The organism is Clostridium sp. C8-1-8 (assembly GCF_009928445.1).
GTDB lineage: Bacteria > Bacillota > Clostridia > Clostridiales > Clostridiaceae > Clostridium_AR.
In genome coordinates, this window is record NZ_JAABNO010000042.1 from 1 (window position 1) to 26,815 (window position 26,815).

Here is a 26,815-nt window from a genome sequence, read left to right on the forward strand (position 1 = left end):
TATCTGCAATCCAGATACTACAACCCTGAGTGGGGTAGATTTATTAATGCAGATGGTATTGCTGCTAGTGTAGGTGTACTTCTATCAGATAATGTATTTGCATATTGTAATAATAATTCTGTGAATATGGATGATAACGATGGATATAGACCTAATTATATTTGTAATGATGGTGGAGAGATAGGCGTAGCTGGAGATAGTATAGGTTCTACTTTTAGTAAGATATCAAATAATACTGGAACTATAATTAAGAAGTTTGATTACAAGTCCAGTGCGATAAAAGGGACAAAGTCTGGAATTATTGACAAGGTTGGTGAAATTGGTAGCGCAACTTTAATAAAAGGAAAGAAGGTGTATGAGGAGCTAGGCACATGTACACTAGGGAAATATGTAAGCAAATTTAGTGGCCCTGCTAAGTTTGGTAAAAAAGCTTTAGGCTTAGTAGGAACAATAGGATTTACAACTTGGGATGTAGGTCATGATTTAATAAAGGGTGAATATGTTAGTGCTGGTATTGATTTCGCATCTGGTATTGTAGGAGCTTTAGGTGGAATGGCTGTAACTGCAGGAGCTCCAGTTTTGCTAATAGGCGGCATTGTATTTGGTGCATCTGTAGGAGTAGGAGTTCTAATAGACAGATATACAACGAGTAAAAAAGATGAATATTATGGGAGATAATAATTTTGAAAAATGATGTTAAGTTTAAGTTTATATTAGTAAGTCTAATTGGTGTGCTTCTAGGTCGTATAATTAATAGAATATTGTTTAACTATTTTGGTGATAGTGGTAGTAATATGTTGTTCTCAATATGCCTAGTAATAATGTTTATTGCAATTGGAATTTTAGCAGTATTGAAGCATTATTTATTAGCAACTATGTTTTTAATACTCTCTGTTCCTTTTTGTATTAGTGGAATAGGTTTATATTTAGATAACATGAATTTGGTGGGAATTGGTATATTATTAATAGCAATAACAGTATTTATTCTAATTAAGATTTTACCTAAATTTATAAATAATAAATAGGGAAATGGATGTATATTTGTGAAATATCCTTATACTAATTTGAAATAATGTGAGTTTAAATATGGTAACAAAAGAGCTAATGGGTAGAGCATTAGCTCTTTTGTTATATGTATATACTAAATAATGGATAAAATTAAAATAGATATGTAAGCGGCCATTAAATCATATAAATTTAAATGTTGATTCGATTATTTTAAATAGATAGAATATTTTTATATAAGAATCATGAAGTGGTCAGATAGAATTAATAAATGATATATAGTCGCGAGTATCAAGTACTGTTGGAGCTAAGAATCCATATAGATATAGAGGGTATGAGACTGGATTGTACTACTTACAAAGTAGGTACTATAACCCTGAGTGGGGTAGATTTATTAATGCAGATGGTATTGCTGGTAGTGTAAGTGAACTGCTATCACATAATGTATTTGTATATTGTAAGAATAATACTGTCAATATGAGTGATGACGGCGGATATAGACCTAATTACATTTGTAATGATGGTGGAGAGATAGGAGTTCCTGGAGATACAATATACGTACAAAATACGACTGTAGCAAAGAAAGTATTTGATAATTATGGTAATGTTAATAATGCAAAAAATGCACTTGGAAGCGAAGGTAATATAACTAAAGTAAATGTAACAGCTAAAGTTAATGCTAATCAATATAGAACATGGGGTAGAGTGATAAAAGTTTCTTACTAAAGCCTAAATGATACAGGTTGAAGTAAGCATAAAGATGTTAAAGGTAGCGTAATTGGTTTGGCTACCAGCGGGTTATCAAATCTTATTGATACAAACGGACAATTTAATAAACGATGGATTATTGGAACTCTACTAGATACAATTTCAGGAATTGCAATAGGCGAGGCCCCCAGTAGCGGTTCCATTTGCTATTGGAGTTATAGGAATTACTGCACCTGTATGGGCTGTAGGACTAGGAGTAGTAGGAGTAGGAATTGTAGGGACAGCTTTTTATAATTTTGGAATGGATAAATTTAGAGTAAAAGAGAGATTATCAACTTTATAAGGGGAGAAAATAAATGAATAAAAATGAAAAAAGTTCAATAAGTGAAAGTCATGATTTAAAGAGGAGTGTAATACAGTTAACTATAATTCATTTAGCAGTAATATCATTATTAAACTTTCTTATAATAATTAATGATAAATCATATTATTATTTAGCGGCGGCTCTTCTTTTTTCTTCTTTAATAATTGCAATAATAAATGTATCGATTGGACTAAAGAAAAAGTTTATTAGAACTGCTAAATACGTTTGGGTAACAATACTCAGTAATATTTTATCCTTTTCGGTTTATTTAAACTTAATTGAAATTTTAAATGCAAGTCTAACTTATGTAAAAATTATTATTATATTAAACTATGTGGTATTAGAAATAATTCTGGTTTACATGAGAATCATAAGAAAGGATAAGACTTATATTAGAAGTGTATCTTTAGGAACGCACTCAAAATACGTTAAGAAAGATGTGTTTTTGGTGGTAGTTATTTCAGCTGTAGTAATTTTAACGGCTAAACTTCTAGATAACGGTCATATCTATGTTGGTAGGATAGGAATTATGGTTGCTGAGATATTGGGAACCCCTTTAATGACAATTGCAATAGTTTTACATGTTCATGGATATGCTAATTATCATTATAATATCAAAACAAACTCTGAAAATCAGTATTAATGAATCTTAATTTAATTATATTAGGAGGTTGTTTGGATGACATTAATTAACATGTTTTTTAAAAAATATAAATTAACAACTTTAGCAGATGTATTAGCGTCAGCTATTACGTTTTTTATGATATATCTAGTAGGATTTAATGAAAAATTTAAGAAAATGAAGACAATTAAGAAAATATTTATATGTGTAATATTGATTGTTTCTATATTTATTATTCATGGTGTAGCTAATTTAAAGAAAATATAAATTACACAAGTCTTAACAGCTTTAACTAATGTAGAACAATATCGTTGCAAAATATAGACTAAATATTGAAGGTTTCGTATAATAGAGCATTCAAGTAAAAGTCAACAGGTACTAAAAATACTTGTTGGCTTTTTTTTATATGCGATCTAATGGTAAAATTAAGAAAATAGTATGATCATTAGTTCATCATTAGAAAAACTAATGAATGTTAGTAGAATCATGCTTCAAACTATTGAAAATGCTAGATGTAATGGAAGCTAAATGATTCGCATAAGTATGATTACGTAAAATATGTAGCTAAAAGTACGGCAATAAGTATAGGTTTCAGCATTGGAGAAAGTGTTGGAGCAGAATCCACATTAGGATATATAACGATACCTTATAAGAAGATACAAATACCAGTGAAATTGAGCATATTTGAAAATGTTGGCAAGCTGTTTAAAATAGTTGGTGCAATTTCTCTCTGTGATTTAGTAAGAGATAACCTATTTTTAGAAAAGTATGCTAAGAGTGAAGGTTGGATTAGAACATTCATTGATGTTGGATCGTTCGTTGTTGGTACGTTTTTTATAGTAAGTGGAGGATAGATGGCATTTGGTGCAGGTTTATTAGTTGGGGGAGTAGCAGAAGCTGCAAAATATGAATTAGACGACCTATTTTATCATAAACAGATAACTCATTAAAATATATTATTGAAAAGGAATGTATAACAATGTCAAACAGAAATGCAGTTCATAGTACCATAACATTGAGTATATTACTTATTACACAACTTATCATAAGAAGCATAGGAGTTGGAGATATTTCTGTACAAGTTTTTATTGCTATTATCGTTATTGGGTGTTCTCTGGTTATATATGGAGTATGTAAGGATGGAAAAAAAGGGGCTGGTACTAGATATAATGTAATTTCAGCAATACTGATAATACTAGCAAGTGTAATGTCGAGTATTACATTAGTAATAATTAAGTGTTACCCTAATTTAAAGGATACTTATGGTAAAGTATTCTTTATAATATCATTAGCGAGCTATTTCGCATTTGTGCTTTTCATAATCATTTACAGGATAGTTTATGAGGTTAAAAGAAAATAACTTGCTAACTGGTAAGTGTATTATTGATAATTTGACTGCAAAAAATATTCAATACGCTTCATAAATAATTAATAAGATGTTGGAAATTAATATTGTTATGATTTTCAAGGTTCTATGGTAAGTTTAGATGTCTTTGCTAACGGCATAATTTAAATTCTGTAGTGAGAGATAACAATGGCAAAATTAAGGAAGAAGTATTAGCATTAGCGTATCATTAGAAAAACAAATGAAATTTAGTAGAAACATACCTTAAACTATTGAGAATGCTAGAATTAATGGGAAACTAATGATTCTACAAGCTTTCTAAATCATTGTAGAAACTAAGCTGATTTGGCAACAGCTTTTGAAACGGACGGTTCTAAGTTCATTGGTTTTAACAATGGTGCACTTTAGTGAGTGCTTTTAAGTCAGTGATATCAATGGATTTCAGGTTTGAGAAAATTGGATAGATACCAAGACTGGGCTATATTATCTACAATCAAGATATTATAATCCAGAGTGTGGTAGGTTTATAAATGCTGATACTACAGAAATATTAAAAAATTAGGTGATACAAATGATGAACTAACAGATGCTAATTTATTTACTTATCGTGGTAATAAACCCGTAATGCGCGAAGACAATTAATGTGACTTTTGAGGTCTAGGATTAACGGGAGGAACAGGGGCTGGAATACTAGAAATGTCGTGGGCCATTGGTGGTGAAAACTTTTGGAATCCTGTGGGGTGGGTTATATTAGGAGTAGATGCTGTTGCAACCATAGGATACGAATATTATATAAGTAAACAAGGTAATGTTAGTTATTCAAAGAAAAATGATTCTCCAACAGTGAATAGTCCAGTTGGAAGAGCTAATAGAAAACAACAAGGACGAGAGGTAAATAAGAAAAAGAGAAAAAATAAAGATTTTGAATCGAGAAGTAACAAGGATCCAAATAGAGGAATGAAAGAACATACTCCTTCAATAAAAGAACATAAAAAATTTTAATTAAGGGAGTGGAATTGTTTGTATGTTACGTAATGGATTAAGAATTAGATGTTTAGATGAAATTGAATCACAGCTAAGGGAAATAGTACTAGAGTTTGGGAAATGGATTAGGGGAAAGTTGGATTTTCCTGTTGCAGTTACAGTTTATATAAGAAGCAAGTATGTAAGTAAAGTAAATAATGAAGAAGTTTTTTTAGCATCATTTTTTGCACCAGATAGCAGAACAGATAATCCATATATTAGAGTGGATGTGGAAAATCATAAAGATAACGGTGTAAATGAATTTAGAAAATCAATATTAGTGTCTATATCCCATGAAATAATACATTACGTGCAGTGGCTTGAGGAATTGGAATTTTGCGAAGAAGACGCAGAGAATAGGTCTGAACAGTTGGTAGAAAAGTTCATAGAAGATAGAGGGTATAATTTAACGGTAACATATAGATTGATTAAATTATTACAATTAGCGGATTCAAAAAGTTCACACGGAAATTTTAATGAGGCAATTTCATTGTATAAAGACGTTATAAAAACAGGGTGTGATGATGAATACGTATATAATTCGATTGCATACTATTATGATTGTATAGAAAAGTTTAATGAATCAATATACTATTATGACAAGGCATTAAAAATTAATCCTAATAATTATGAAATATATACGAATAAAGGTTATGCCTTATATTGTTCTGAAGAATATAATGAAGCTATAGAAAGTTATGATAAATCTTTGAATATTGAGCCTACTAAAGAAACCTACGTATTTAAAGCTTATGCAGAAGAAGAACTTGGAAACTATACTCAAGCTATAGGATGCTATGATGAAGCTATTCGCTTAGATGCGAATTACGATATAGCCTATAATAGGAAGGGACAATTGTTATTGCATATGGGAGTAATTGATGATGCAAGACAAGCTTGTAGCAAAGCAATTTTAATTAATTCTGAGTATGCAGATGCTTACTATAATTTATCAGTTATATGTGCACGGTTGGGGGATTTTGGTACAGCCACTAACTACTTAAAAACTGCAATAAGCATAGATGAAGAGTATATACATTATGCGCAAGATGAAGAAGTTTTTAAAGATCATGAAGAATTAATTCAACGAATTTTACTTAACTAATTATGATATAAACAAGATAAATGGTCGAATACCATATTTACTGCCTTTGCGTAAGCAAAGGCAGTTTTTCTTTTGCTAGGGCAGATTGTGGACGCATTTTGGGTAAGGTTTTATGTTGAGAAATCCAGTGTTTTCATAGGTTTGGGAGTAGTGGGCATAGTTTCATACAAGTATCTCTCAAGATATGGTATACTACCTCTAATGAATAGATTGTATTTTGGAAAAAGATATGTCCTATCTGTCCAAATCAAGTGAAATCAACAAAGTATATGCCCTGAAATAGACCAAGATGTAGCCTATATATGTGCTAAAGGGCAAAAAATGATAAATAATGAAACTATGTGTTTCTACAAGCTTTCTAAATCATTGTAGAAACTAAGCTGATTTGGCAAAAGCTTTTGAAACTGATGGTTCTAAGTTCATTAGTTTTAACAATGGTGTACTGTAGCCAGCACCTCTAGACTAGTAATACCAATGGATTTCATGTTTGAGAAAATTGGATAGATACCGAGACTTTGCTGTTCACGTAAAGGTATGATACCGAGAATGGACTATACTAATACAGAGCAGATATTATAATCCTGAGTGGAGACGGTTTATTAATGCGGATGGTATTGCTTGTAGTGTTGGTGAACTGCTATCGCATAATGTATTTGCATATTGTAAGAATAATCCTGTAAACATGGATGATAGCACTGAATTTAGATATGACTTCTCAGGTACTGGTCATGATACTTGCGACTATGTGGATGTAGCCTTTGCTATAATGAATAATAAATATAATTATAGTTCTGGGTATATAACTCAAGTATTTAATCCCGTTAGCAGTGCAATAAAGGGATCGAGGGGAGCGATAGTTGATAAATTAGGCGCTAAACAGGCGGCCAAATTGGCAAGTGGTGCTAAAAAATGGGTTCCTTCAGGAGTTTTAACAATAGGTAAATATGTAGATAATCCTGGGTTAGTTGAGAAGATTAGAACAAAGTCACTAGGGCTAGTTGGGTCAATTGGATTTACTGCTAAGGATGTCATCTCCAGTGTAAGTAGTAAACAATATGTTGGAGCTTGTATGGATATGCTTTCAGGTTGTTTAGGGGTAGGAGTAGGTGGATTATTAGAATATATAGGTGGTGGTATTATCGCAGCGGGATTAGCACCGGAAATAATAGTTACAGGGGGTGTAATTTTTACTGGAATTGGATCGGGAATTGCAATTGATTATGGATCAACTGGTTTAAAGAACGAATACTAAAGGAGGAAGAAGTAAGAATGAAAAAAACTACTAATATAGGAGTTTTATCGGTTCTAATAGGGATTATAATTAGCAGAATGATAGGGAATTATTTTGGTAATGATTGCCGAATAATACTGATGGCAATTGTATTAATTTTGGGATTTGCTATTGTAGCTTACTTATCAATAAATAAGAATTATTTAGCATCTGTAATGTTTTTATTTATTTTTTTACCGCTAGTTGTTAGTTTTATAGGAATTTATATGGGGAATTTATATATATTATTTGGAGGAATAGTTATATTTCTTATTGTATTAATTATATTGGCAATATATTTAAATAAAAGGAATAGAAATATATAAATTATATGAGTTAAAAATGCGATTAAGCAAATTTCTATACAAGGCTAATACAATCTAACAAAAGAACTCAGCAAACCATAATGAATTGCATCTTGTCAAGTAAGAATAAAAAAATAAAAAACTGGACTGCTTCAGGTTGTATAGAGGACAGTAAACAGGCTATTTTTATATAAATCTATCTACTGTCCCATATTTTTTTATCTATAGAACATCCACGGAATCTCTTAGGTCTTCAATAGTAGTATGAATATAAATACAAGTTGTTCGGAGATGCGCATGTCATAATAGTCTTTGTATTTTAACGATGTCAACGCCGTGTTTAAGAAGGTTGATCGCAAAAGAATGTCTTAATATATTGGCATTTACATGTTTGGTTAATCCTGCCTGTTTAGTGCAGATATTGAGAACTTTATTGACATAGGATGCAGAAATACTTCCTGTAAAGACATTTGATTATAGAATAAGACTATCAAATTTGGTTAAATATTATTAACAAAGTAAGTGATTGAATGGAATTTACTTATGATGATAAATAGAACACTTTTCTACTGGTCTAGATTGTATTAAAATCAGATAAAAAAGGGAGAAAACTATAAAAATTTAAACAAGACTATAACGATAAATATATTGAATTTTAATCATATAGATAGCAAAAAGTATCATACAACATATCATTTATGGGAAGATGAAGAAAAAACAAAACTCACAGATATATTAGAGATACATTTTGTAGAACTACCAAAGTTTTTAGACGAAAAACCAGAGCTTAATAACAGTTTAAATATGTGGCTTGCATTTTTAACAAAACCTGAGAAGGAGGTAAGTGAGATGGGAGAGCCAGCAATAAGAAAAGCGATAACTGTACTAGATATGTTAAGCAGAGATCCTGAAACAGTAAGACTTGCTGAACTTCGAATGAAGCAAATACTAGATGAAAAAAGTATGGCCGAAGGAGCAAGAGAAGAAGGGAAAATTGAAGGCATAGCTGAAGGAAAAGTTGAAGGAAAAGAGGAAGCTGCACTAAACTTTTTAAGATTAGGAATTAGTGAAGAAACTGTTGCACAAGGTACGGGCTTAAGTATTGATAAAATAAGAGAAATTAAATCGAGATTATAAAAGTTATATAGAAAATTAGTAGCTGATAAAATTAGTGGTAGCAGTCTTTTAATTGCTACCACTAAAATTTTAATTTTGAAATTAAAACGGAGAGATTAAAAAATATAATCTTGTTTTATATTGGTATAGGTATGATACCGAGACTGGGCTTTATTATCTGCAAGGTCGTTACTATAACCCTGAGTGAAGTAGGTTTATTAATGCGGATGGATTAGTTGGACAAACTGGTGGGGTGCTATCACATAATTTGTTTGCATATTGTAGAAATAATTCTGTTAATAGAATTGACCCTGATGGTTATAGGGATGAACCAGGTTGTGGATGTGGAGGCGGAGATTTAATAGGCTCCGCAGAACTTGATTTTGGTATTATTGAAGAAGAACAATTACTTCTTAGAAATGTAATAAGTTTTGAAATGGATGAACAGTTAGCTTTAGAAGCTCAAGAGATGAGAATAGCTGATGAAGCTGCTGCTAATGTAAAAAGTAAACCTGTAAGCATAACTAGAAGTAATCATGTACAATTAAGATCTACACAGGGCAGGAACGTATGTACAGCTATAAATGATTTACAGAGGGCTAAAAGATCAGATATCCTATTACAAGAAGATAGACGATGGGTAGTTAAGGGACAAAATGCAAGAATTCATATAATTGAGCGTAATGGTGAATTAGTAACAACGATGAATAAAGTTACTAATAAAAACATTTTAGATAGAATAAGAAAGGGCAGATGGAGCAAGTTAACGATAGATCAAGAAGAAGAGTTTATACAAAAATTTGGCGATTATATAAAGTGGGATTGATGATTACTCAATTTAACTTTAGTATATTTAAGGAGAATGGAAATTGAATAAGAGATTAAGAAAAAAAGTTCATAGAATGTATATTGAAGATGTAGCTTTAGACATCAGTATTTCTAAGGTTTGGAGAAATAAATTATCTAAAAGCGAATATGATGAAGCTTTTACTTTAAGTGTTGAAACGAAAAATGAATTGCCTAAATACCTAAAAAGTTTATTTATTAGATATAAACTTAGATATGATATATGTAAGGTCAAAAATTGTCCAGAACCTTTTGATGAAGGGTTAGTAATTTTTAAGATAAAATCTAAAGAGTTTAATACTCTAGTAAGATATTCTGGAAATAATATAATTATGGAATAACAATGAATCTAAGTAAAGGTAATGCTTAGTTAATTTGGTGAATGTTTAAAAGCAATAAGTATTTCAAAAATAAACATCTTATCATAAAGGATGTTGTAAATAAAAATATAAATAGCGGTTTTTCGAGACAAGACAGTATAATAGATGGACAATCTTACTACTATTCCGCATTCAAACGAGGAGATAATTTAATTAATATTGGAACATATTATCCAATTCAGCAATAAAGCAAATAGAGGTGATAAAATGTGTAATGTAAACCTTAATTTTCAGCTTGATAATCCAAGGGAGCTAACTTATGAGGAAAGAGAAGTATTAGATAAAATGCTGAGTGTAGAAGTAGAAGGAAAAGAAATTATAGAAAAACAACTTGAAACTGCCGAGGTAACTGGATATTGTACTTGCGGATGTAAATCTATAAATATAAAAGTTAGTAATAATGCACCTAAGTATCCTTATCCTCAAAGAGTACCTGTAGAAATTGCTTGTTGATTCAAGCGATGGAGTCCCAATTCAAATTTTGTTACACATTGTCAATGGCTATGTAAGTGAGTTAGAGATATTAAGGGTAGATTCACAACCTATAGATGAGAAGTATAAATTAGAGTCTGCTGTTATAACTGTTAATTCTGTAAAGTTGTGATAGTATTTAGATAGTAATTTAAGTGGTTATAGTATAAATCTAACTACTTAATAATATAGAACTTACTTCATAAAGTTGTAATAATTGTTGATGTTTCAACAATACTCATAATACAAATAATGGTGCTTAAACTCAAGGCTGCATAATATAAATTATGCGGTAAGATGTAGTAGCAATAAGTCAGCAGGTAGTAAAAATACTTGTTGGCTTTTCTTTATGTGCAAATTAATGGTAAAATTAAGAAGGAAGTATATGACAGTAAAATTGAATGAAGTCAAAATTGATAAAAATACAGGCTTACTGAAGACAAATCATGGAATTTCAGTAAATATTGATGAAGATAAAGTCTCAAGATTTGGTGGAGCTTTTAGAATAGATAAAATACCAGATGGATTAAATGTCATACAGAGAGGTAGGGATAAAGGGCATTACGAAATAGTACCATCAAGGTCAATGTCATTAGACGAATATCAAGAATTGTTAAATCAAATAGAATTGTTTCATCTGAATTAAATCTTAAATGAGGTGATCAAATGAATCAAATTGAAATATATTTTATGGATGATTCTGAATTAAGTGAGTTTGAGGCTAGTGAGAAGGGGTATAGATTAGATGTATATGTGCTAATTGATGATAAGTTATATAATTTGAAGATATATGATATGATAAGATTAAAGCAAGATTTTTATAATGAAATTGAACAACAATCTTATTATTCAATTGAATCTAATTTAATTATAGTTAAACAAGTATCGAAAAAAGAAATATGCATTTCAATAGAAGGGTTATTTAAAGAAAGATACTTTGATGATTTAAAACCAGTTAATGATTTTGATATATCTAAGTTAGTCAAAATTAATTAGTTTAGTGAATTAGTTGGAAGCTCAGTGATTAATAATAACAAATTTTTATGAATAAGGCTATAAATTCAGTAGTCTTTTCAAAGCTTGCAGCTAGAAATAATTTATGGCTACTAATGTTTTATTGTCATAATAGTGACTCAATCTATTACTTAAGAAATGAAGATGCAATTGTAGTTGCAGATATTGAAAAAGATACTTTAACGATTTATGATTTATTTGCATCTAGAGAAATCGATTTAGATAACATTGTTAGTGGATTTGTAAATAAAAACATAAAAAAAGTGTTTTTCGGTTTTACACCTAAGTTTATTGAAGGGTACGATCTAGAGCCTCTAACAGAAGATGATACAACGCTTTTTATCTTGGGAGAAAAAAGCAAAGTTTTTGAAGAGCACAAGTTAATGTTTCCTATATTATCACATGCATAAAGGATTGCTGTATCTAAACTTAAGTTGTAGCTGTTCGATAATCACGGGTTATGGGGAACATATAACTAAATAGTTGAATCAGCAATACTTCAATCCAAAAAAATAATTTTAGTATGAAATGGTACATCCAAAATATAAGAGAAGTCAAGGGTAAATTGACTTCTCTTAATTGTTTAGTTATTCTATTGCTTAGTTTTAGAAAGTGAAAACTTCATCTGGCTTACCAGATAATATGTTTGAATATATAGCTTCACCATGTTGAAGATAAAAAACTTCGAAAATTGGGTTGTCAGCTGTTTTATAACCTTTTGCTACTAAAGGAGCATTATCTATAACTAATTGTTTTTCAGCTAGATCTTTAGCAAACTCAATCTTCCCACTTAACCTAACTGTTACAAAATCTGAAGTTGTTACTATAAATTCAACATAAGGATTTCCTTTAAGTTGAGCAAATGCTTTTTTAGTATTGGCAGTGGTGAAATAGAACTTACCATCTCTTATTAGATGAATATGGTGAGGTCTACCGTGAGGTTTGTCATTTTCAGATGTAGCTAAAATGCCTATATTGTTCTTTTCTAAAAACTCGATTATCTTTTCCATATGTAATCTCCTTAATGTAAGTAATTTTATAAATCTTTGAAAGTAAACAATAGATTTATAGATTGAACGTAATTGAATTGGATGCAATTTACTGTGATAATAATATAACATAGTAATTGTAATAATGCAATTAAAATTTTTCTGTATCTGTAATTTATGGATATATAGTATAATAGTGATAGTTACTAGAGGATTATAGGAAAAGACAGATGTGGATTTTTGAAGGTAATATACATTGAATAGATTAATTTAAGAGTTAGCTTTTGCTAATATGATTTGCTTACCATAATAATTAGAAAAGGGAAATAATCCTAAGGCATAGCCAGTAATTATTTCCCTTATAAATCTTATTTAGTTATCTTGCTTGCAACTTCGTCAATAAGTGATTTTCTATCTTCACCTATTATATTGATAAGTTTGACAGGCATAAAACCATTTTTGTAGATTCTATCTTCATTCTTTTCTATAAGAGTAAGAATGGTACTCTCAAATTTTTCGTAAGTAGTTAAGCCCTCTCTATATGAATCAACTACATCTAATAATTTTGTTGCTAATTCTTTAGGGTTTTTGTACACTGCTTTCATACTTATACTCCTTTTTGTATAGATTATGTATGCTGAAAAATAATTTGTTAGTATAATAAATTATTCTTATACTACATATTCTTAGATATTACATAAATATGATACATTGTTTATAGGCTTATTGCAAATAAAAGCTTAAAAAATTTTATTCTTTAGAAAATTATATTTGGATAAAGCTTTAGATAAGCATGGATGATTGTTTAAAAGAGTATAAAGTAGAAAGAATGAAAAAGTAGTCAGTCAGTTAGAATTTATTTAAATACGTGAAAAAAGGCTGATATGCTAAAAGTTAATTAATTTGAGAAGATGTCTAAACAAACTAGTGTAACAATATACACTAGTATCTTTGTAATATAAGTTTAATATTTTGATTATTGAATAAAGGGGGAATAATTATGAGACTAAAAGTAAGTATATACTCAGTACAGTTAAAGTAATCTGTGGCAAATTGTGCTGAGGTTAATAGAAAATTTGCTAGCAGTTTTAGCTGTACTAAAACTAAAGATGTGCTGCTTTAATAATGGACGCCTTGCAAGGCACCTATACCTTATTATATAAGATTTGATATAAACTCCATTATGAAGTGATGCATCCTATATTTTATTCTAAATAAAATTAGAGGGAGTACAGTTATGAAACATTTTTTAGATATTTTATATAAGAGAAAAACACTTACAAGCGCTTATATTTTTATAGGAGTAGCTATAGCTTTTCTTAATGCCTATAGTGCTAGCTATCTTCAAAAAGTACTAGATGGTTTTGGATATAGAACACTTTCAGCGAAGGTCATATTAATTTATGGAGCTATATTAATATCCACTTGCATACTTAATTATATAGATGAGTATCCTAATAATAAGTTGTCCCACGGTATTTACTTAGATTTTAAGCTGAAGGCTATGAGGAAGATAAGTACTATAGATTATAGTAGCTATCTTTCTCTTGGAACTGGCAGTGTTATTCAACAGGTTGAAAATGGAGCGAGTTCAGGGAAGAGTATAGTTTTTGACTTCTACTTTCAATTGTTACGTGAACATATTCCAAGCGTGAGTTTCAGCTTGATTTTTATAGCGGCTATAGACAAAACTATTATGATTTATATACTGATAGGCTATATTTTAGTATTTATAGTAACTAAAGTTTTGCTAAAATATCTTTACAGCATTAAATCCGTTATTCTAAATAATGAAGAGAACTTTAATAAATATTTAGTAAGAGGATTTATGGAGTTTGTTGTTTTTAGGGTAAATAATAAGTTCGCAAAGGAAATAGAAAAGGCTGAAGATGCTGCAGAGAAAATAGTCCAATCAAAAACTAAGATGAAGATGATACATGAAGCTTTTTTTGCAATTTTTGCAGCTTTTGTGACTATAATTAAAATTATTTTGATTTATATTAGCTGGAAGGAGGACAAGGTATCGGTAGGTGCAATAGTAGCTTTAATTACTTTGATCGATAAAGCTTATTCTCCAATTGCTATATTTAATGTAATATTTGTTCAATACAAGTTAGATAAAAGTGCTTTTCAGCGTTTAACAAATATACTTAGCATGCCAGATGACGTAAATCTGGATTTAGGAAAAGTTATTCTGTCTACTAATGGAAACGTATGTTTTAAGAATATAAGTTTTTCTTATAATAGTAAAAGTATATTTAGTAATCTAGATTTAAAGATTGAAGCGGGGAGTGCAGTAGCCTTAGTAGGTGAGAGTGGATCAGGTAAATCAACTCTAATAAAATTATTATTGGGACTAGTAAAACCTGAAGAGGGGAAAATTTTTATAGACAGTTATGATTTATCAGAGCTTAGATTATGTAAGTACTATAATCTTATTTCATATACTTCTCAAGAATCTCCCATCTTTAGTGGTACTCTACGTGAAAATATTGTTTTTGATAAAGAGGTTTCAGATAGCGAAATAATAAAAGCAATGTATCAGACAGGATTAAAGGATTTTTATGAAAGCTTACCAATGGGGATGGATACAGAGGTCGGTGAAAAAGGAATAATGCTCTCAGGAGGAGAACGACAAAGAGTAGCTTTAGCTAGAGTATATTTTTCAGAGGCAAAGATTGTTATTTTAGATGAAGCTACCTCGGCTCTAGATAACATAACAGAACAGGTAGTTATGAAAGGGTTAAAAGATTTTTTAAAGTATAAAACTATAATCACAATCGCACATAGATTAGGTTCAATAAAGGATTATGATGTAATATATGCCTTTAAGGGTGGCGATATAGTCGGCAGTGGCAGCTTTGATCAATTAATTTGTGAAAATAAGTATTTTAAACAGCTGTGGAATAGTGAAAAGCATAAAAATTGTAGCATATAATGCTAATAAAGGATGTATGGAAATGGATGATATATTATTTGGAATGCCAACCTTAATAGAATGTGATAGCTTAGAGGAATGTGTATTTTTATGTAATAGGTTGGGCTTGGATTTTATTGAGATAAATATGAATATGCCTCAGTATCAACAAGGTAACATGGACATAGGAAATATAAGAGAATTGATGAAAAATAATAATATATTTTTCACTTTGCATATGGATGAGAATCTAAACATATGCGATTTTAATGAAGCGGTATCAAAGGCATATTTAGAAACAGTGAGCTTTGCTATAGAAACTTCTAAGAAGCTGAAGATACCTGTTATTAACATGCATATGAATAAAGGCGTATATTTCACACTACCATCAAGAAGAGTATATCTATTTGAAAAATATAAGAAAACATATCTAGAAAAATTACTTGTGTTTAGAGAGTTATGTACAAATTTGATTGGTGAAGAAGATATTAAGATTTGCATAGAGAATACCGATGGTTACGAAGCTTTTCAAGAAGAAGGAATTGAGTTACTTCTTGAAAGTAAGGTGTTTGCATTAACCTACGATATTGGACACAATCATGGTATTGGTAATAAAGATTCATCATTTATTAGCAAAAATATTGATAGACTAATTCATATGCATGTACATGATGCTATAGGTAGTAAGAATCACCTAGCTTTAGGTACAGGTGAAATTGATATACTTTCCAAACTAAACCTTGCCAAAGAAAAGAATTGTAGATGTGTCCTAGAGACAAAGACAGTAGAGGGACTTAAACAATCTGTTAAATACATTAATTCATATTTTTAAATGAGGACCTGTTAAAGTATCATGTTGAAATTAAGTGATCAGTCATCGGATGATTAGTTGTAGGGAAGCTAGAATTTATAAACTATAGGGTTATGAGTGAGTAAAGAGTATGATAGAAATCTTAATCTATCATGCTCTTTTTTTGTCTATAGCTAAATAAAGTTTGTTGATATCTAAACCTAGTGAATTCAAGAGTTTATAAAAGTCATTTAGGGTGAAATGTAAAAAAATAAAAATATGTCGTCTGTAAAATTTTCTTGTATCCATTCATAAAGTCAGTTGTGCAAAAAGCATAATTAAGAGTGGCGCTTCAAGGATGTTTTTTCCTATAAACTTAAAATTCAGCTAAAAACATATTTACAAATAATAAAGCCTATTATAAAATGGTATACGTTAAGTAAATGATTTACACTGTGTAAACTATGGAGGGCATAATGATTAATAAAGTAAATAAAAACAAATACCCGTTGCTAATTTTGATGCTTAATTTATTTATAGCACTATTAGGTCAGGGAATGGTGATTCCTATATTACCTGATTATTTAAGGCAGTTTGATGCTGGTGGTTCTGCAGCTGGGTATCTAGTTGCAGCTTTCGGAGCTGCGCAATTTTTATTTTCACCAATTGGCGGAAGACTTTCAGATAAATATGGAAGAAAGAGATTGATATTAGGTGGTTTATTTTTAACTGTTATTTCTGACTTTATATTTGCTGTTTCTCATGTATTGTTGGAACTTTATATTGCGCGTTTTATAGGTGGTATTGGCTTAGGTTTAATGGTGCCTTCGGTTCTAGCTTATGTTGCAGATATGACTACAAAGGAAACTAGAGCAAAAGGCATGGGGTATTTAAGTGCCTCAATGAACTTAGGTATGGTACTTGGGCCTGGTATTGGAGGAATTGTAGCACAGCTTGGAATAAGAGTACCATATTTTTTTGCTTCTGCATTAGGTCTTGTTGCAACAGTTCTCACAATAATACTGCCAGAAACACTTTCTCTAGAAAGAAGAACTAAGGGAAATGGTGGCAAAAAGGAAGATTCTATAGCCAAACAGCTTGTTCAGTCGGTGCATACACCATATTTTAAGTATCTGCTTTTGATTTTTGTAATGACTTTTGGACTAGTGAATTACGAAACTGTATATTCTTTATATGTAAAACAAAGATATGGACTAGCAACTGATAAAATATCTATATTAATAACTCTTGGAGCGGTAATAGGTATTGTAACTCAAGTTGGACTTATTGATAAAGTAATCAAAAAGTTTGGTGAATATAAATTGATAAAATTTTCTCTTGTATTTTCTGCTATGGCTTTATTTTTGATGCTTGTGAAGGTTAATTTCCTATATCTTTTAGTTATTTCTTCAGTATTTTTTGCATTTAACTCCTTCTTGAGACCTACAGTAAATACTTTGTTAGCTAATGAAGCTGGAGATCAGCAGGGGTTTGTTTCAGGGCTGAATACTACTTATACAAGTATAGGAAATGTACTTGGTCCAATACTTGCAGGAAACCTGTTTGACAAACATATAAACTTACCTTATACTGTGGGAGGTTTCATATTACTTGGAACTATATTTTTAACTAAGCAAACAAAGAAACCACTTGTGAGTGAGGATGTTTATAATGAGTGATACCTGGCATCAAAATGTAAAAAATAAAAATCGTGAAGAAATAATAACTGCAGGTAGAGAATTATTTCTAAGGCATAATTTTATAAATGTAAGCATAAAAGATGTTTGTGAGTTAGCAAAGGTCAGTAGAGTGACCTTTTATAAGCACTTTAAGTCAATAGAGCAGCTAATATTTGAAGTACAGATAGATATACTAAAAAATATGACAGAATTTATAAAAGAGAATTCAAAGGATGGAATAAGTGGAAAAGATAAGCTGGAGAAGATGCTTTATTCTTGGGTAAACTTTGCTAAAGAAAATAAAGATCAAATGAAGTTTATCACTCTTTTTGATTTGTATTATGAGGCTTATGATTCAAATGAAGAACTAAAGATAAGCTATGAACAGTTCGTTAAAACTGATAATAAATACTTTTTAAATGCTCCAATACTACAAGGTATGAAAGAAGGAACTTTTAGAGAGGATTTAAATGCAGTAAAAACAGGTTATTATATATTTCAAACTATCATGGGAGTCTTACAAAGGATGAGCTATACAAAAATTCCTGAAGACTATGAAATGGTTACTTTTGATGACATCGCAAAATCTGTAATAGATATGATTATAAGTTCCATAAGCAATAGAGATTAAATTAGTATGTTCAAAAAAGACATAAACAATAAAAAAATATATTGTCTGTGAGAATTTCTACACATAGGTTCAGAAGAAGCAGATGGATAAAAGACGCACTGAAGAAAAAACTTTCAGTGCGTCTTTTATGCTAGTAAAATTATTGTTCTTGTAAAGAGTCTAATGAAACTTCTTGTCTATTGGTAGGTTCACTTATTGGGTGAATACATGCTTTAGATTCATTAGAATCTACACTCTCGATATATACTGGCTGGCCGTTACAAGTTACATCTATCATCTCTTCTGAATTAAGAATCTGTTGCGCTCTTTTTGCATCCATACTAAAGTCTCCTTCACAATTTAATTGGCTTAATTGACAATAGTATTTTTACTTAAATTTTATAAAATATTCTATAATCCTATCTTAATAGGCAACCTTAATTTTTGTTAGACAACAGGGTATATTCTGAAGAATATAGCTCTAGCGATAGGACCAACAATAATTAACTGAAGAGGTAAAGCACATATAAAGTTTTTCCATAGAGAGCCTATAAAAACTAACGGTAACTCTGAGTTTATCCCTTGATGCATTGTAGAAACAATCAGTGTTATTGAAAAACACATGCCACATACCATAAAGAATGAGGTAAGCAATATCTTTTTTATAAGTGGAGAATTTTTGTCCACTAACTTTGAAACAAAAAACTTGGCAATCTTACCAACTATAAACCAATCTATAATTAAAGCAATACATAGAATAGGTAAGAATCCCACTAGTACATCTTTCACTAAAGTAGAGGTAATTCCTTCCCTAAGTAATACATTATAAATAGACATACCAAAGACCATTAAAGCAGCGCAGATTAGTGTAAATATAAAATTTTCTTTTTTGTTCTTTCCCATTAAAAAAACTCCCTTATTATCATATTGTCACCTTGGTTGACGATTTATTCTATCACGAGGTTGGTGAAAATGTCAACCGGGATGACTATTTAATTTTGTTTAAAGAAAGGTTATAATGAAATAAACCATATGAAAATAATATATAATTGTATTAAAACTTAATTAATTATCTTGAATAATTAGGTGAAGTAGCATTATTTTTTATGGGCATATTACATAACAGTGTGTAAGTATAAATTTATACTTTTATATTTTAGCTGTTTGGCAAAATAGAAATCTTATTTTTAGAGGTGTATTGATAATGAAGGAATACCTAAAAGAACTTAACTTGATAGATTTAGTAAGTGAAAAGCATAAAAAACTAAGAAGCGAAATAATGAAACGTTGGTTAGACAAAGATGGAGAAGAAATAACCGATACTGAGGCACACTTCTTAGCTATGTTAAATAAAAGCAGTATGACCATAGCTCAGACTGCTAGAAAAATAAAAGTATCTAGACAGGCTGCTCATAAATGCGCTATGAAATTAATTGATGAAGGATATATAAAAGTAATTCCTATAGAAGGAAATAAGAAAGAAAAGTTAGTTTTATTAACGGAAAAAGGCAAGTCTTACTGCGATGAAATGTTAAAAATAAAAGAACAAGTAGAAGATGAAATTAGCGCTAGGATAGGAAAAGATAGAATCGAAGCCTTGAAAGAACTCCTTAGAACTGACTGGATTGAAGAGTAAGCAGTAATAAAGATATAGGTTAGTATTAATTAGCATAGCTAAAATAGTTAAATACAATATTTGATTGATGAAATTAGATTTTTTGTAAAATATTATTTAATGAAAATTAAAATTAGATTAAAAAACAGTTCTTTGTGTCTAAAAATGTAGAATGCGGGAAGAAAATAGTTTATAATGAAATTGAGTGAAAATTCAGTGAGTTATTGAAAATATTAATGGAGGATGGCTATTTATATCTTTGATTTCGTTAGTAGGACAAACTATTTAACTAAGGAGGGACTATAATGAAACTAAAAAAAATTAGTGGAGTTTTAGTAGCTGCCATGGTATTGTCTTCATCATTTGGTTGGACAAGCTACGCAACTACAAAAGGACAAAATGTTAGTACAACAACTGATCAAAGTGGAACAAAGAGGTACATAATAAAATTCAAAGCCAAAAGTACAAATGGTAATCAAATAGTTTCAAAGTATAATGGTAAGTTTAGACGTCAGTTTAAAAATGTTGATGCAGCTGTTGCTGATATTACAGCACAAAATCTTGCAAAGATTAAGAGTGATCCTAATGTAGCATATGTAGAAGAGGATCATGTGGTAAAGGTAGCTGCAACCACCACAAGCACTCAGACCAATTGGGGTGTTACAGATATTGGGGCACCAGATTCTTGGCAGTCAGGGTTAACTGGTAAAGGAATTAAGGTTGCAGTTATAGATACTGGTGTTGCTACTCATTCAGATCTAGCTATTGCTGGAGGAACAAATGTAATAAGTGGTGCTGGTACAACTTCTTATGCTGACGATAATGGTCATGGTACACATGTTGTGGGAATAATAGGAGCTAAAGGAATTGATGGTGGAGTAGAAGGTGTGGCACCAGATGCTTCAATCTATGCTGTAAAGGCTCTTGATTCAACCGGAAGTGGATATACTTCTGATATAATTTCAGGAATAGACTGGGCTATTGACAATAAGATGGACATAGTTTCCATGAGTTTGGGCTCAAATGAGTCGGATATATCACTACAAAATGCAGTTGATACTGCTTATAATTCAGGAATACTAGTAGTTGCTGCTGCTGGAAATGATGGAAGTGCTGATGGAAGTGGAACTAGTATTGACTACCCAGCAAGCTACTCGTCTGTTATAGCAGTAGGTGCTGTTGATTCTTCGAATACCAGAGCATATTTTTCTTCCACAGGAAGTAAGCTAGAAGTAAGTGCTCCTGGAGTTAATGTACTAAGTACATATTTAAATGGTGGATATGCTCAAATGAGTGGAACTTCCATGGCAACACCTTTTGTTGCTGGAGATTTAGCGTTGCTAAAGCAAAAGTATCCAACTTATACTAATGTGCAGCTTAGAAATCTTTTAGATAGTGGAACTGTTGACTTAGGTACTTCTGGTAGAGATTCTTTATATGGGTATGGTTTAATTAAAGCTCCTACTGGTACAAGCCAAGTGGTTATGCCTAGCGCTCCAGTAGCTAATGTAGCTTCAGGAAGCTACACATCTGCTCAAACTGTTACTTTAACTGATTCTACTCCAGGTGTTTCTATATACTATACACTAGATGGAACTACGCCTACAGCAAGTAGTTCGTTATATACTTTGCCTATTACAATTAGTTCAACTGCCACATTGAAGGCTGTAGCAATAGATAGAAATGGTAATACTTCAAGTTTACTAAGTAATACTTATACAATAATAGTACCTGTTGTTTTACCAGCTAAACCAGTAGCGACCATGCCAACTGGAACCTACAATTCAGCTATATCTGTTGCTTTAAGTGATAAAACTACTGGAGTTTCTATTTACTACACTGTAGATGGTTCAATGCCTACTGCAAAAAGTAATTTATATTCTACTCCAATTACTATAGGAGCAACAGCAACTTTAAAGGCAGTAGCTATAGATTCAAAAGGAAATGCTTCAGAAGTTCTTACAGTAAATTATAAGATAAACAATGCTATAACAATACCTACACCAACTGCAAGTGTTCCAGCTGGAACATATAAAGCGCCACTATTTGTACAGCTCTACTCAAAGTATCCAGGATATTTGAAGGCTTATTATACTTTAGATGGAAGTACTCCTACTACTAAGAGTATTCCATATGCAGGATTTATAAGTATCAATAGTTCATGTACTTTAAAAGTTATTACTGTTGATATTTATGGCAATACTTCAGGAGTATTAAGTAATCAATATACTATTATTAAGCCTCCTGCAAATCCTATAATCAGCCAAAGAAGTGGTGTTTACAAGGTAGCGCAAACTGTTACTTTAAGCGATAGTACTCAAGGAGTGTCTATTTACTATACTTTAGATGGAACTGTTCCGTCTGCTAAAAGCAACTTATATACTGGTGCTATCACAATAAAAAGTACTGCCACTTTGAGAGCAATTGCTATAGATAAGAGTGGAATTACTTCTAATATAGTATCAGAGACTTATATTATTAGAAAATAGAAAAGTCGAATATATTAAGTGTTAATCATTAATCTCACTGAAGTAGTCTAGCTTCGGTGAGTTTTTTCTGTGAAAAAACTTATAGCTAAAACTATATATAATACTGAGCGTATAATTACTTATTAGGGCATAAAGTAAAAATCATATATATTTGCCTACTATGCTTTCTTAATATATTATGGAAAGACAGAGGGATAAAAAAGTCACTGAAGGAAGCTTCAGAGACTTTTTACTTTATCAGCGAAAATTAAGATAACTTATGATATAATTACTAATAATTATAGGTATCCAGCTTCAACTATTAATTTATGCATGCCAGATACCAACCAGAGGCTGGGATTATCGAAAATGTATAAATTAAGTTCTCATAAAGGATAGCTATTTAGGGAGCCAACATCAACAATTAAGTTTTGTATGTAGCAAAAATGTTCAGAAGTCATGATTTTCGAACATGCATAACTTAAGTTTTTGTAATAGAATCCTATAATTGTATAATTTAAAAGTTTATGAAACTTAAATCAGTAAAGTTACAACAGATAAGATAATTATATAAAGATTAATTAAAGAGTTCCTATATAGAAACTTAATAGTTGAGTCAGAAACTCTATATAGGGTTCACAGCTCGAATTTTAAGTTATACTAATCTTTAAAGTCTTACAAAATCTATTGCAAGTAAAACTCATAACTTAAAGTTTGATATTGTAACCCCATAGTATGATATAAGGAAAGGAATAAGTTTAATGAATTTGATTTATGGTACATATAATCCGTCTAAGCTTAAAAGTATGATTAAGATGCTTGAAGGCCTTGATATTGAAGTAACAGGTCTTAGCGGATTTGATATGAAATTAGTAGAAGCTGAAGAGAATGGAAAGGATCCACTTGATAACGCTGTGGAAAAAGCCACAACTTATTTTAAACAAATACAAGTACCAATATTTTCTTGTGACTCAGGTCTCTATTTTGAGAATGTTAAAGAAGAGGATCAACCAGGAGTGTTAGTTAAGAGAATTCAGGGAAATAATTTAAGTTATAGAGAAATGCTCGATTTCTATAGTAATTTAGCAAAAAAGTATGGAGGAAAGTTAACAGCGTATTATAAAAATGCTATCTGTCTGATAATGGATGAACATCATATTTATAGGCATGACGGCGAAGACATATGGTCTGAAAAATTTTACTTGGTAGATACCCCCCACGAAAAGTATAGAGAAGGATTTCCACTGGACTCAATATCTGTGGAAATTGAAAGTATGAAATACTACTATGACTTAGAGGATAATAAGAGCGAGAATCTAGGGATTCTTTCTGGATATAGAAGTTTTTTTATTAGAAGTTTAAATGATTATTTAAATTCGGAAGTATTTAAGGACAAATAGACTAAGAAATAAAGTTTTAATGTGTCATTTTTGATATATTATACATATTTTAATAGTACTTTAAAATTGAAGAAAAATGTTGTGATTTTCAGATTAAGGCATATGGTTAAATTTATTTAACTATATGCCTTAAGTTGTTTCAATTGACTTATATTTGTAATTATACTATAATTACCATGTCGATAAATGTTAAATAAAAGCAGATTTAGTCACAAATTTTAAATTTTAAATTAAATATTTATTTAATAATATATTTTTTATTTTAGAAGGTGTAGGGTATGAATTATAAAATAGGAAAAAGTTCTAAAAAAAATCCATTAGAGGCTGTTTCAGAAGCTACCAATGGGCTAATTGCCCCAAAATTGATTTTGTTCTTTTCAGAAGTCAATAATTTTGAAGGTTATACTACAGCCATAAAAGACAAATTCAAAGACAGCATAGTACTTGGAACAACCACCTTTGCAGGTTTTTGTAAAGAAGGTGCATATAAGGATTCGCTGCTTGTAATGGGAATTGAAGAGGGGATAGAATGTTATGCTGATATACTAGAAGATGCAGATAAGTTCCCTATAAAGTACATTGATAGGATAACTAACTGTGTTGATAAGTTAAAGGACACTAAAAATACAGTTTGCTTTGAAATTTCTTCAGCTCTAATTAGCTGTGAGGAGATAGTTTTAGCTACTTTAAATTCTGTACTCGAGTTAAATAGTATTCCGCTTTTTGGAGGATCATCAGGTGATCAAGGAAAAGCAGAGAAAACTATGATTTCCTTTAATGGTAAAGTATATGATAATGCTTGTGCCTTTGTACTTATAAAGAACTTAGGAGGTAAGATTAGGCTATATAGAGAAAATATCTATAAGCCAACTAACCACTACTTTACTGCAACAAAGGTGGATGTAAGAAATAGAATAGTATATGAATATGATAATAGACCAGCTGCTAAAGTGGTTGCAGAGGCTTTAAACACTACAGTGGAAGGCTTGAGCAGATACTTAGATACTAATCCTTTAGGAAGAATAATAGGAAGTGATATGTATATTACTGCAAATCAAGCGGTTACAAGTAATAATGGTATGGCATATCATGCAAGAGTTTATAACAATTCAAAAATGGTTTTACTTGAACCGGATGATTATAAGAATGTAATAAGTGAAACAATAAAACAAGTAAAAAAGGATGTTCCTAATCCTTCTTTTTCAATAATGATAAACTGTCTTGCAAGATCCTTACTTTTTGAAAAAGATGGCTATTTAAATGAATTCGCTAAGACCATGAGTAGTGCTTTAGGAAATTATATAGGTTTTGCAGGTTATGGAGAACAGCTTGATCATCAGCATTTTAACCAAACAATGGTTATTGCTGTATTTGAATAAGTGAGGTATAAGAGATGAAGTGGTTTAAATCAAAGAAAAGCATAATAGAAAATAATAGCATAGACCAGAATATAAATACGGAACAATTGAACAATTTTGAGAGAGAAAAGCCTCAGGATAATAATGATACATACATAAACTATGGACTCTTACATATAGAAAAGAAATTGAGTGAGTTTATGGAAGAAGAAGTTAAAGTTACTCAGACAGTTCAAGATATAAGCAATACTTATGGTAAAATTAATAATATACAGGAAATGCTTAGTAATCTAGACTCAAATTTTAATGATTTTAGTCAACATGCTAATAAGATAGATGTGGTAATGAATCATTCAGATGCCGCAGTAAAACAAGCTGATGACAGAATGGGAACATTGGCTGAGAAATTAGATGGTACATGCATTCAGCTTAATTCAATAAATGAAGCTTTTCATACATTAGAAAACAACTTCAAAAATATACAAGAAATGTCGGGAGATATAACTAATATAGCTAGTAGCACAAATTTGTTAGCGTTAAATGCTTCCATTGAAGCTGCTAGGGCAGGAGAAGCTGGAAGAGGTTTTGCTGTTGTAGCTGAGGAGATAAGAAAATTATCTGCATCAACGGCCCAGCTAGTAAGTGGAATTGATAATAGCGTTAAATCCTTATACGAAAGTATTGATTCCTTAAGGGGAGAGATAGATAGTACTAAGAATTCAATTCGAGATAATTTTGAGTATGCTAAAAATGTTCAAAATGATTTTAAGCAAGTAACAGACTGTACACAAGAAGTTAAAGATTTCAGCAGTCATATAATAACTGGAATAGAACGTACTAGCGCAGAGATAAACGGTGCTGCGACAGGTGTTGGCTCTATAGCTGAGATCGTAACTTCTTTAGGGGACAAACTAGATAACTTAAACCTAAGAATGAGTAAAAGATCTGTACTAATATGTAATGTTACAGAGTTTTTACAGCAGTTAGAAAATATGATTTCTAATTCCTTAAAGAAAAAATAAAACTCTTTAAATATTTACCACATCACTTTTAACTTATATTAATTGCGATGTGGTATTAATTTTTGTATTGTAAACTAATATTTTGTATATAGAAAATATAGTTCTGTAATCTTGGAAAATACTAATAATAGTTTTAATTATTGATAGTATTTTTCTTGATTCACATATTTAACTTTGAACTAAAATATCTATAAATCAAAGACATAATTGTATGATACAATAAATTTACTAAATTATAATTAAGAGAGTAAAGTATAAAATTTATAGTTTACAATGATATATTCAACATTCATTTGGAAGTATAGCTTGAAAAATAAACTTAGTTAAGATAATTTTTTTAATATAGCTTTAGAAAGTGCGATGAGCATAAAAGATTTACTAAAGAAGTCTACA

The 26,815-nt window shown here is 30.5% G+C and carries 32 protein-coding genes and 1 pseudogene; 29 read left to right on the forward strand and 4 right to left on the reverse strand.

Annotated features, from left to right (window positions below; all coding sequences use genetic code 11):
- The 20 genes and pseudogenes from GXK57_RS24420 to GXK57_RS24515 form a co-directional block, all read left to right on the forward strand.
- Positions 1 to 678: RHS repeat-associated core domain-containing protein (locus tag GXK57_RS24420; protein WP_160680630.1), on the forward strand; the 678-nt coding region annotated here is incomplete at its 5' end.
- Positions 679 to 683: 5 nt separating this feature from the next.
- Positions 684 to 1,025: a hypothetical protein gene (locus GXK57_RS24425; RefSeq protein ID WP_160680631.1), complete on the forward strand. Its 342-nt coding sequence runs from the start codon at positions 684 to 686 to the stop codon at positions 1,023 to 1,025.
- A gap of 298 nt (positions 1,026 to 1,323) precedes the next feature.
- A pseudogene (locus tag GXK57_RS24430) lies at positions 1,324 to 1,731 on the forward strand (RHS repeat-associated core domain-containing protein); the annotation flags it as partial.
- Between the two features lie 338 nt (positions 1,732 to 2,069).
- Positions 2,070 to 2,720 carry a hypothetical protein gene (locus GXK57_RS24435; RefSeq protein WP_160680633.1) on the forward strand — a complete coding sequence of 217 codons (651 nt, stop codon included), beginning with the start codon at positions 2,070 to 2,072 and terminating at the stop codon, positions 2,718 to 2,720.
- Positions 2,721 to 2,756: 36 nt separating this feature from the next.
- On the forward strand, positions 2,757 to 2,966 hold the full coding sequence (locus GXK57_RS24440; RefSeq protein WP_160680634.1) for a hypothetical protein: 210 nt from the start codon (positions 2,757 to 2,759) through the stop codon (positions 2,964 to 2,966).
- Positions 2,967 to 3,367: 401 nt separating this feature from the next.
- Entirely contained in the window at positions 3,368 to 3,553 is a 186-nt protein-coding gene (locus GXK57_RS24445) for a hypothetical protein (RefSeq protein WP_160680635.1), read from the forward strand.
- A gap of 125 nt (positions 3,554 to 3,678) precedes the next feature.
- Positions 3,679 to 4,059 carry a hypothetical protein gene (locus GXK57_RS24450; RefSeq protein ID WP_160680636.1) on the forward strand — a complete coding sequence of 127 codons (381 nt, stop codon included), beginning with the start codon at positions 3,679 to 3,681 and terminating at the stop codon, positions 4,057 to 4,059.
- 445 nt (positions 4,060 to 4,504) lie between these two features.
- Positions 4,505 to 4,606 (forward strand): RHS repeat-associated core domain-containing protein, encoded by a 102-nt coding sequence (locus GXK57_RS24455; protein WP_243156508.1) that lies wholly within the window; start codon positions 4,505 to 4,507, stop codon positions 4,604 to 4,606.
- Positions 4,607 to 4,740: 134 nt separating this feature from the next.
- Positions 4,741 to 5,046, forward strand: a complete 306-nt coding sequence (locus GXK57_RS24460; RefSeq protein WP_160680637.1) for a hypothetical protein — start codon at positions 4,741 to 4,743, stop codon at positions 5,044 to 5,046.
- A gap of 22 nt (positions 5,047 to 5,068) precedes the next feature.
- The gene (locus GXK57_RS24465) at positions 5,069 to 6,172 is read left to right on the forward strand and encodes a tetratricopeptide repeat protein (RefSeq protein WP_160680638.1); all 1,104 of its coding nucleotides are present in this window, start codon (positions 5,069 to 5,071) and stop codon (positions 6,170 to 6,172) included.
- Between the two features lie 682 nt (positions 6,173 to 6,854).
- On the forward strand, positions 6,855 to 7,424 hold the full coding sequence (locus GXK57_RS24470; protein WP_243156505.1) for a hypothetical protein: 570 nt from the start codon (positions 6,855 to 6,857) through the stop codon (positions 7,422 to 7,424).
- A 17-nt stretch (positions 7,425 to 7,441) separates the two neighbouring features.
- On the forward strand, positions 7,442 to 7,768 hold the full coding sequence (locus tag GXK57_RS24475; protein WP_160680639.1) for a hypothetical protein: 327 nt from the start codon (positions 7,442 to 7,444) through the stop codon (positions 7,766 to 7,768).
- A 573-nt stretch (positions 7,769 to 8,341) separates the two neighbouring features.
- Positions 8,342 to 8,884 carry an Rpn family recombination-promoting nuclease/putative transposase gene (locus tag GXK57_RS24485; protein WP_279285531.1) on the forward strand — a complete coding sequence of 181 codons (543 nt, stop codon included), beginning with the start codon at positions 8,342 to 8,344 and terminating at the stop codon, positions 8,882 to 8,884.
- A 247-nt stretch (positions 8,885 to 9,131) separates the two neighbouring features.
- The gene (locus GXK57_RS27025; protein ID WP_160680640.1) at positions 9,132 to 9,689 is read left to right on the forward strand and encodes a hypothetical protein; all 558 of its coding nucleotides are present in this window, start codon (positions 9,132 to 9,134) and stop codon (positions 9,687 to 9,689) included.
- A 43-nt stretch (positions 9,690 to 9,732) separates the two neighbouring features.
- Entirely contained in the window at positions 9,733 to 10,050 is a 318-nt protein-coding gene (locus tag GXK57_RS24495; protein ID WP_160680641.1) for a hypothetical protein, read from the forward strand.
- A gap of 246 nt (positions 10,051 to 10,296) precedes the next feature.
- Complete coding sequence (locus GXK57_RS24500) at positions 10,297 to 10,542, forward strand: hypothetical protein (protein WP_160680642.1); 246 nt, start codon at positions 10,297 to 10,299, stop codon at positions 10,540 to 10,542.
- A gap of 28 nt (positions 10,543 to 10,570) precedes the next feature.
- Positions 10,571 to 10,693 (forward strand): hypothetical protein, encoded by a 123-nt coding sequence (locus GXK57_RS26945; RefSeq protein ID WP_279285530.1) that lies wholly within the window; start codon positions 10,571 to 10,573, stop codon positions 10,691 to 10,693.
- A gap of 252 nt (positions 10,694 to 10,945) precedes the next feature.
- Positions 10,946 to 11,206: a hypothetical protein gene (locus tag GXK57_RS24505; RefSeq protein ID WP_202127786.1), complete on the forward strand. Its 261-nt coding sequence runs from the start codon at positions 10,946 to 10,948 to the stop codon at positions 11,204 to 11,206.
- Positions 11,207 to 11,226: 20 nt separating this feature from the next.
- Complete coding sequence (locus GXK57_RS24510; RefSeq protein WP_160680644.1) at positions 11,227 to 11,556, forward strand: hypothetical protein; 330 nt, start codon at positions 11,227 to 11,229, stop codon at positions 11,554 to 11,556.
- A 47-nt stretch (positions 11,557 to 11,603) separates the two neighbouring features.
- Positions 11,604 to 11,984 carry a hypothetical protein gene (locus GXK57_RS24515; protein WP_160680645.1) on the forward strand — a complete coding sequence of 127 codons (381 nt, stop codon included), beginning with the start codon at positions 11,604 to 11,606 and terminating at the stop codon, positions 11,982 to 11,984.
- 195 nt (positions 11,985 to 12,179) lie between these two features.
- Here GXK57_RS24515 and GXK57_RS24520 read toward each other — a convergent pair whose 3' ends face one another.
- Together GXK57_RS24520 and GXK57_RS24525 are read right to left on the reverse strand one after the other, a co-directional pair.
- Complete coding sequence (locus GXK57_RS24520; protein ID WP_160680646.1) at positions 12,180 to 12,584, reverse strand: pyridoxamine 5'-phosphate oxidase family protein; 405 nt, start codon at positions 12,582 to 12,584, stop codon at positions 12,180 to 12,182.
- Positions 12,585 to 12,931: 347 nt separating this feature from the next.
- Positions 12,932 to 13,168: a TIGR04540 family protein gene (locus GXK57_RS24525; RefSeq protein WP_160680647.1), complete on the reverse strand. Its 237-nt coding sequence runs from the start codon at positions 13,166 to 13,168 to the stop codon at positions 12,932 to 12,934.
- Between the two features lie 632 nt (positions 13,169 to 13,800).
- Between GXK57_RS24525 and GXK57_RS24530 the strand changes: the two genes are divergently transcribed.
- From GXK57_RS24530 to GXK57_RS24545, 4 genes are all read left to right on the forward strand, one after another.
- On the forward strand, positions 13,801 to 15,501 hold the full coding sequence (locus tag GXK57_RS24530) for an ABC transporter ATP-binding protein (RefSeq protein ID WP_160680648.1): 1,701 nt from the start codon (positions 13,801 to 13,803) through the stop codon (positions 15,499 to 15,501).
- 22 nt (positions 15,502 to 15,523) lie between these two features.
- A complete protein-coding gene (locus GXK57_RS24535; protein WP_160680649.1) occupies positions 15,524 to 16,312 on the forward strand; it encodes a TIM barrel protein in 789 nt (262 codons plus the stop codon).
- 434 nt (positions 16,313 to 16,746) lie between these two features.
- On the forward strand, positions 16,747 to 17,949 hold the full coding sequence (locus GXK57_RS24540) for an MFS transporter (RefSeq protein ID WP_160680650.1): 1,203 nt from the start codon (positions 16,747 to 16,749) through the stop codon (positions 17,947 to 17,949).
- On the forward strand, positions 17,942 to 18,580 hold the full coding sequence (locus tag GXK57_RS24545; protein WP_160680651.1) for a TetR/AcrR family transcriptional regulator: 639 nt from the start codon (positions 17,942 to 17,944) through the stop codon (positions 18,578 to 18,580). Before GXK57_RS24540 ends, GXK57_RS24545 begins: the two co-directional genes overlap by 8 nt.
- A 139-nt stretch (positions 18,581 to 18,719) precedes the next feature.
- Here the strand turns inward: GXK57_RS24545 and GXK57_RS24550 are convergent, their stop codons facing one another.
- Both GXK57_RS24550 and GXK57_RS24555 read right to left on the reverse strand, forming a co-directional pair.
- Entirely contained in the window at positions 18,720 to 18,899 is a 180-nt protein-coding gene (locus tag GXK57_RS24550; RefSeq protein WP_160680652.1) for an H-type small acid-soluble spore protein, read from the reverse strand.
- 107 nt (positions 18,900 to 19,006) lie between these two features.
- Positions 19,007 to 19,462: a DUF2798 domain-containing protein gene (locus GXK57_RS24555; protein WP_160680653.1), complete on the reverse strand. Its 456-nt coding sequence runs from the start codon at positions 19,460 to 19,462 to the stop codon at positions 19,007 to 19,009.
- A 301-nt stretch (positions 19,463 to 19,763) separates the two neighbouring features.
- Between GXK57_RS24555 and GXK57_RS24560 the strand changes: the two genes are divergently transcribed.
- From GXK57_RS24560 to GXK57_RS26950, 5 genes are all read left to right on the forward strand, one after another.
- Positions 19,764 to 20,195, forward strand: coding sequence for a MarR family transcriptional regulator (locus GXK57_RS24560; protein ID WP_160680654.1), 432 nt, complete (start codon positions 19,764 to 19,766; stop codon positions 20,193 to 20,195).
- A 284-nt stretch (positions 20,196 to 20,479) separates the two neighbouring features.
- The gene (locus GXK57_RS26730; protein WP_243156507.1) at positions 20,480 to 22,663 is read left to right on the forward strand and encodes a chitobiase/beta-hexosaminidase C-terminal domain-containing protein; all 2,184 of its coding nucleotides are present in this window, start codon (positions 20,480 to 20,482) and stop codon (positions 22,661 to 22,663) included.
- 740 nt (positions 22,664 to 23,403) lie between these two features.
- Positions 23,404 to 24,042 carry a non-canonical purine NTP pyrophosphatase gene (locus GXK57_RS24580; protein ID WP_160680655.1) on the forward strand — a complete coding sequence of 213 codons (639 nt, stop codon included), beginning with the start codon at positions 23,404 to 23,406 and terminating at the stop codon, positions 24,040 to 24,042.
- Positions 24,043 to 24,320: 278 nt separating this feature from the next.
- Complete coding sequence (locus GXK57_RS24585) at positions 24,321 to 25,421, forward strand: FIST N-terminal domain-containing protein (RefSeq protein WP_160680656.1); 1,101 nt, start codon at positions 24,321 to 24,323, stop codon at positions 25,419 to 25,421.
- Positions 25,422 to 25,435: 14 nt separating this feature from the next.
- Positions 25,436 to 26,422 (forward strand): methyl-accepting chemotaxis protein, encoded by a 987-nt coding sequence (locus GXK57_RS26950; protein WP_160680657.1) that lies wholly within the window; start codon positions 25,436 to 25,438, stop codon positions 26,420 to 26,422.
- Positions 26,423 to 26,815 lie beyond the last annotated feature (393 nt).

Excerpts from the sequence above, each read along its gene's own strand:
- GXK57_RS24435 (WP_160680633.1), top strand. The coding sequence starts at position 2,070 with ATGAATAAAAATGAAAAAAGTTCAATAAGTGAAAGTCATGATTTAAAG.
- GXK57_RS24440 (WP_160680634.1), top strand. The coding sequence starts at position 2,757 with ATGACATTAATTAACATGTTTTTTAAAAAATATAAATTAACAACTTTA.
- GXK57_RS24450 (WP_160680636.1), top strand. The coding sequence starts at position 3,679 with ATGTCAAACAGAAATGCAGTTCATAGTACCATAACATTGAGTATATTA.
- GXK57_RS24460 (WP_160680637.1), top strand. The coding sequence starts at position 4,741 with ATGTCGTGGGCCATTGGTGGTGAAAACTTTTGGAATCCTGTGGGGTGG.
- GXK57_RS24465 (WP_160680638.1), top strand. The coding sequence starts at position 5,069 with ATGTTACGTAATGGATTAAGAATTAGATGTTTAGATGAAATTGAATCA.
- GXK57_RS24470 (WP_243156505.1), top strand. The coding sequence starts at position 6,855 with ATGGATGATAGCACTGAATTTAGATATGACTTCTCAGGTACTGGTCAT.
- GXK57_RS24475 (WP_160680639.1), top strand. The coding sequence starts at position 7,442 with ATGAAAAAAACTACTAATATAGGAGTTTTATCGGTTCTAATAGGGATT.
- GXK57_RS24500 (WP_160680642.1), top strand. The coding sequence starts at position 10,297 with ATGTGTAATGTAAACCTTAATTTTCAGCTTGATAATCCAAGGGAGCTA.
- GXK57_RS24505 (WP_202127786.1), top strand. The coding sequence starts at position 10,946 with ATGACAGTAAAATTGAATGAAGTCAAAATTGATAAAAATACAGGCTTA.
- GXK57_RS24510 (WP_160680644.1), top strand. The coding sequence starts at position 11,227 with ATGAATCAAATTGAAATATATTTTATGGATGATTCTGAATTAAGTGAG.
- GXK57_RS24515 (WP_160680645.1), top strand. The coding sequence starts at position 11,604 with ATGAATAAGGCTATAAATTCAGTAGTCTTTTCAAAGCTTGCAGCTAGA.
- GXK57_RS24520 (WP_160680646.1), bottom strand. The coding sequence starts at position 12,584 with ATGGAAAAGATAATCGAGTTTTTAGAAAAGAACAATATAGGCATTTTA.
- GXK57_RS24525 (WP_160680647.1), bottom strand. The coding sequence starts at position 13,168 with ATGAAAGCAGTGTACAAAAACCCTAAAGAATTAGCAACAAAATTATTA.
- GXK57_RS24530 (WP_160680648.1), top strand. The coding sequence starts at position 13,801 with ATGAAACATTTTTTAGATATTTTATATAAGAGAAAAACACTTACAAGC.
- GXK57_RS24535 (WP_160680649.1), top strand. The coding sequence starts at position 15,524 with ATGGATGATATATTATTTGGAATGCCAACCTTAATAGAATGTGATAGC.
- GXK57_RS24540 (WP_160680650.1), top strand. The coding sequence starts at position 16,747 with ATGATTAATAAAGTAAATAAAAACAAATACCCGTTGCTAATTTTGATG.
- GXK57_RS24545 (WP_160680651.1), top strand. The coding sequence starts at position 17,942 with ATGAGTGATACCTGGCATCAAAATGTAAAAAATAAAAATCGTGAAGAA.
- GXK57_RS24550 (WP_160680652.1), bottom strand. The coding sequence starts at position 18,899 with ATGGATGCAAAAAGAGCGCAACAGATTCTTAATTCAGAAGAGATGATA.
- GXK57_RS24555 (WP_160680653.1), bottom strand. The coding sequence starts at position 19,462 with ATGGGAAAGAACAAAAAAGAAAATTTTATATTTACACTAATCTGCGCT.
- GXK57_RS24560 (WP_160680654.1), top strand. The coding sequence starts at position 19,764 with ATGAAGGAATACCTAAAAGAACTTAACTTGATAGATTTAGTAAGTGAA.
- GXK57_RS26730 (WP_243156507.1), top strand. The coding sequence starts at position 20,480 with ATGAAACTAAAAAAAATTAGTGGAGTTTTAGTAGCTGCCATGGTATTG.
- GXK57_RS24580 (WP_160680655.1), top strand. The coding sequence starts at position 23,404 with ATGAATTTGATTTATGGTACATATAATCCGTCTAAGCTTAAAAGTATG.
- GXK57_RS24585 (WP_160680656.1), top strand. The coding sequence starts at position 24,321 with ATGAATTATAAAATAGGAAAAAGTTCTAAAAAAAATCCATTAGAGGCT.
- GXK57_RS26950 (WP_160680657.1), top strand. The coding sequence starts at position 25,436 with ATGAAGTGGTTTAAATCAAAGAAAAGCATAATAGAAAATAATAGCATA.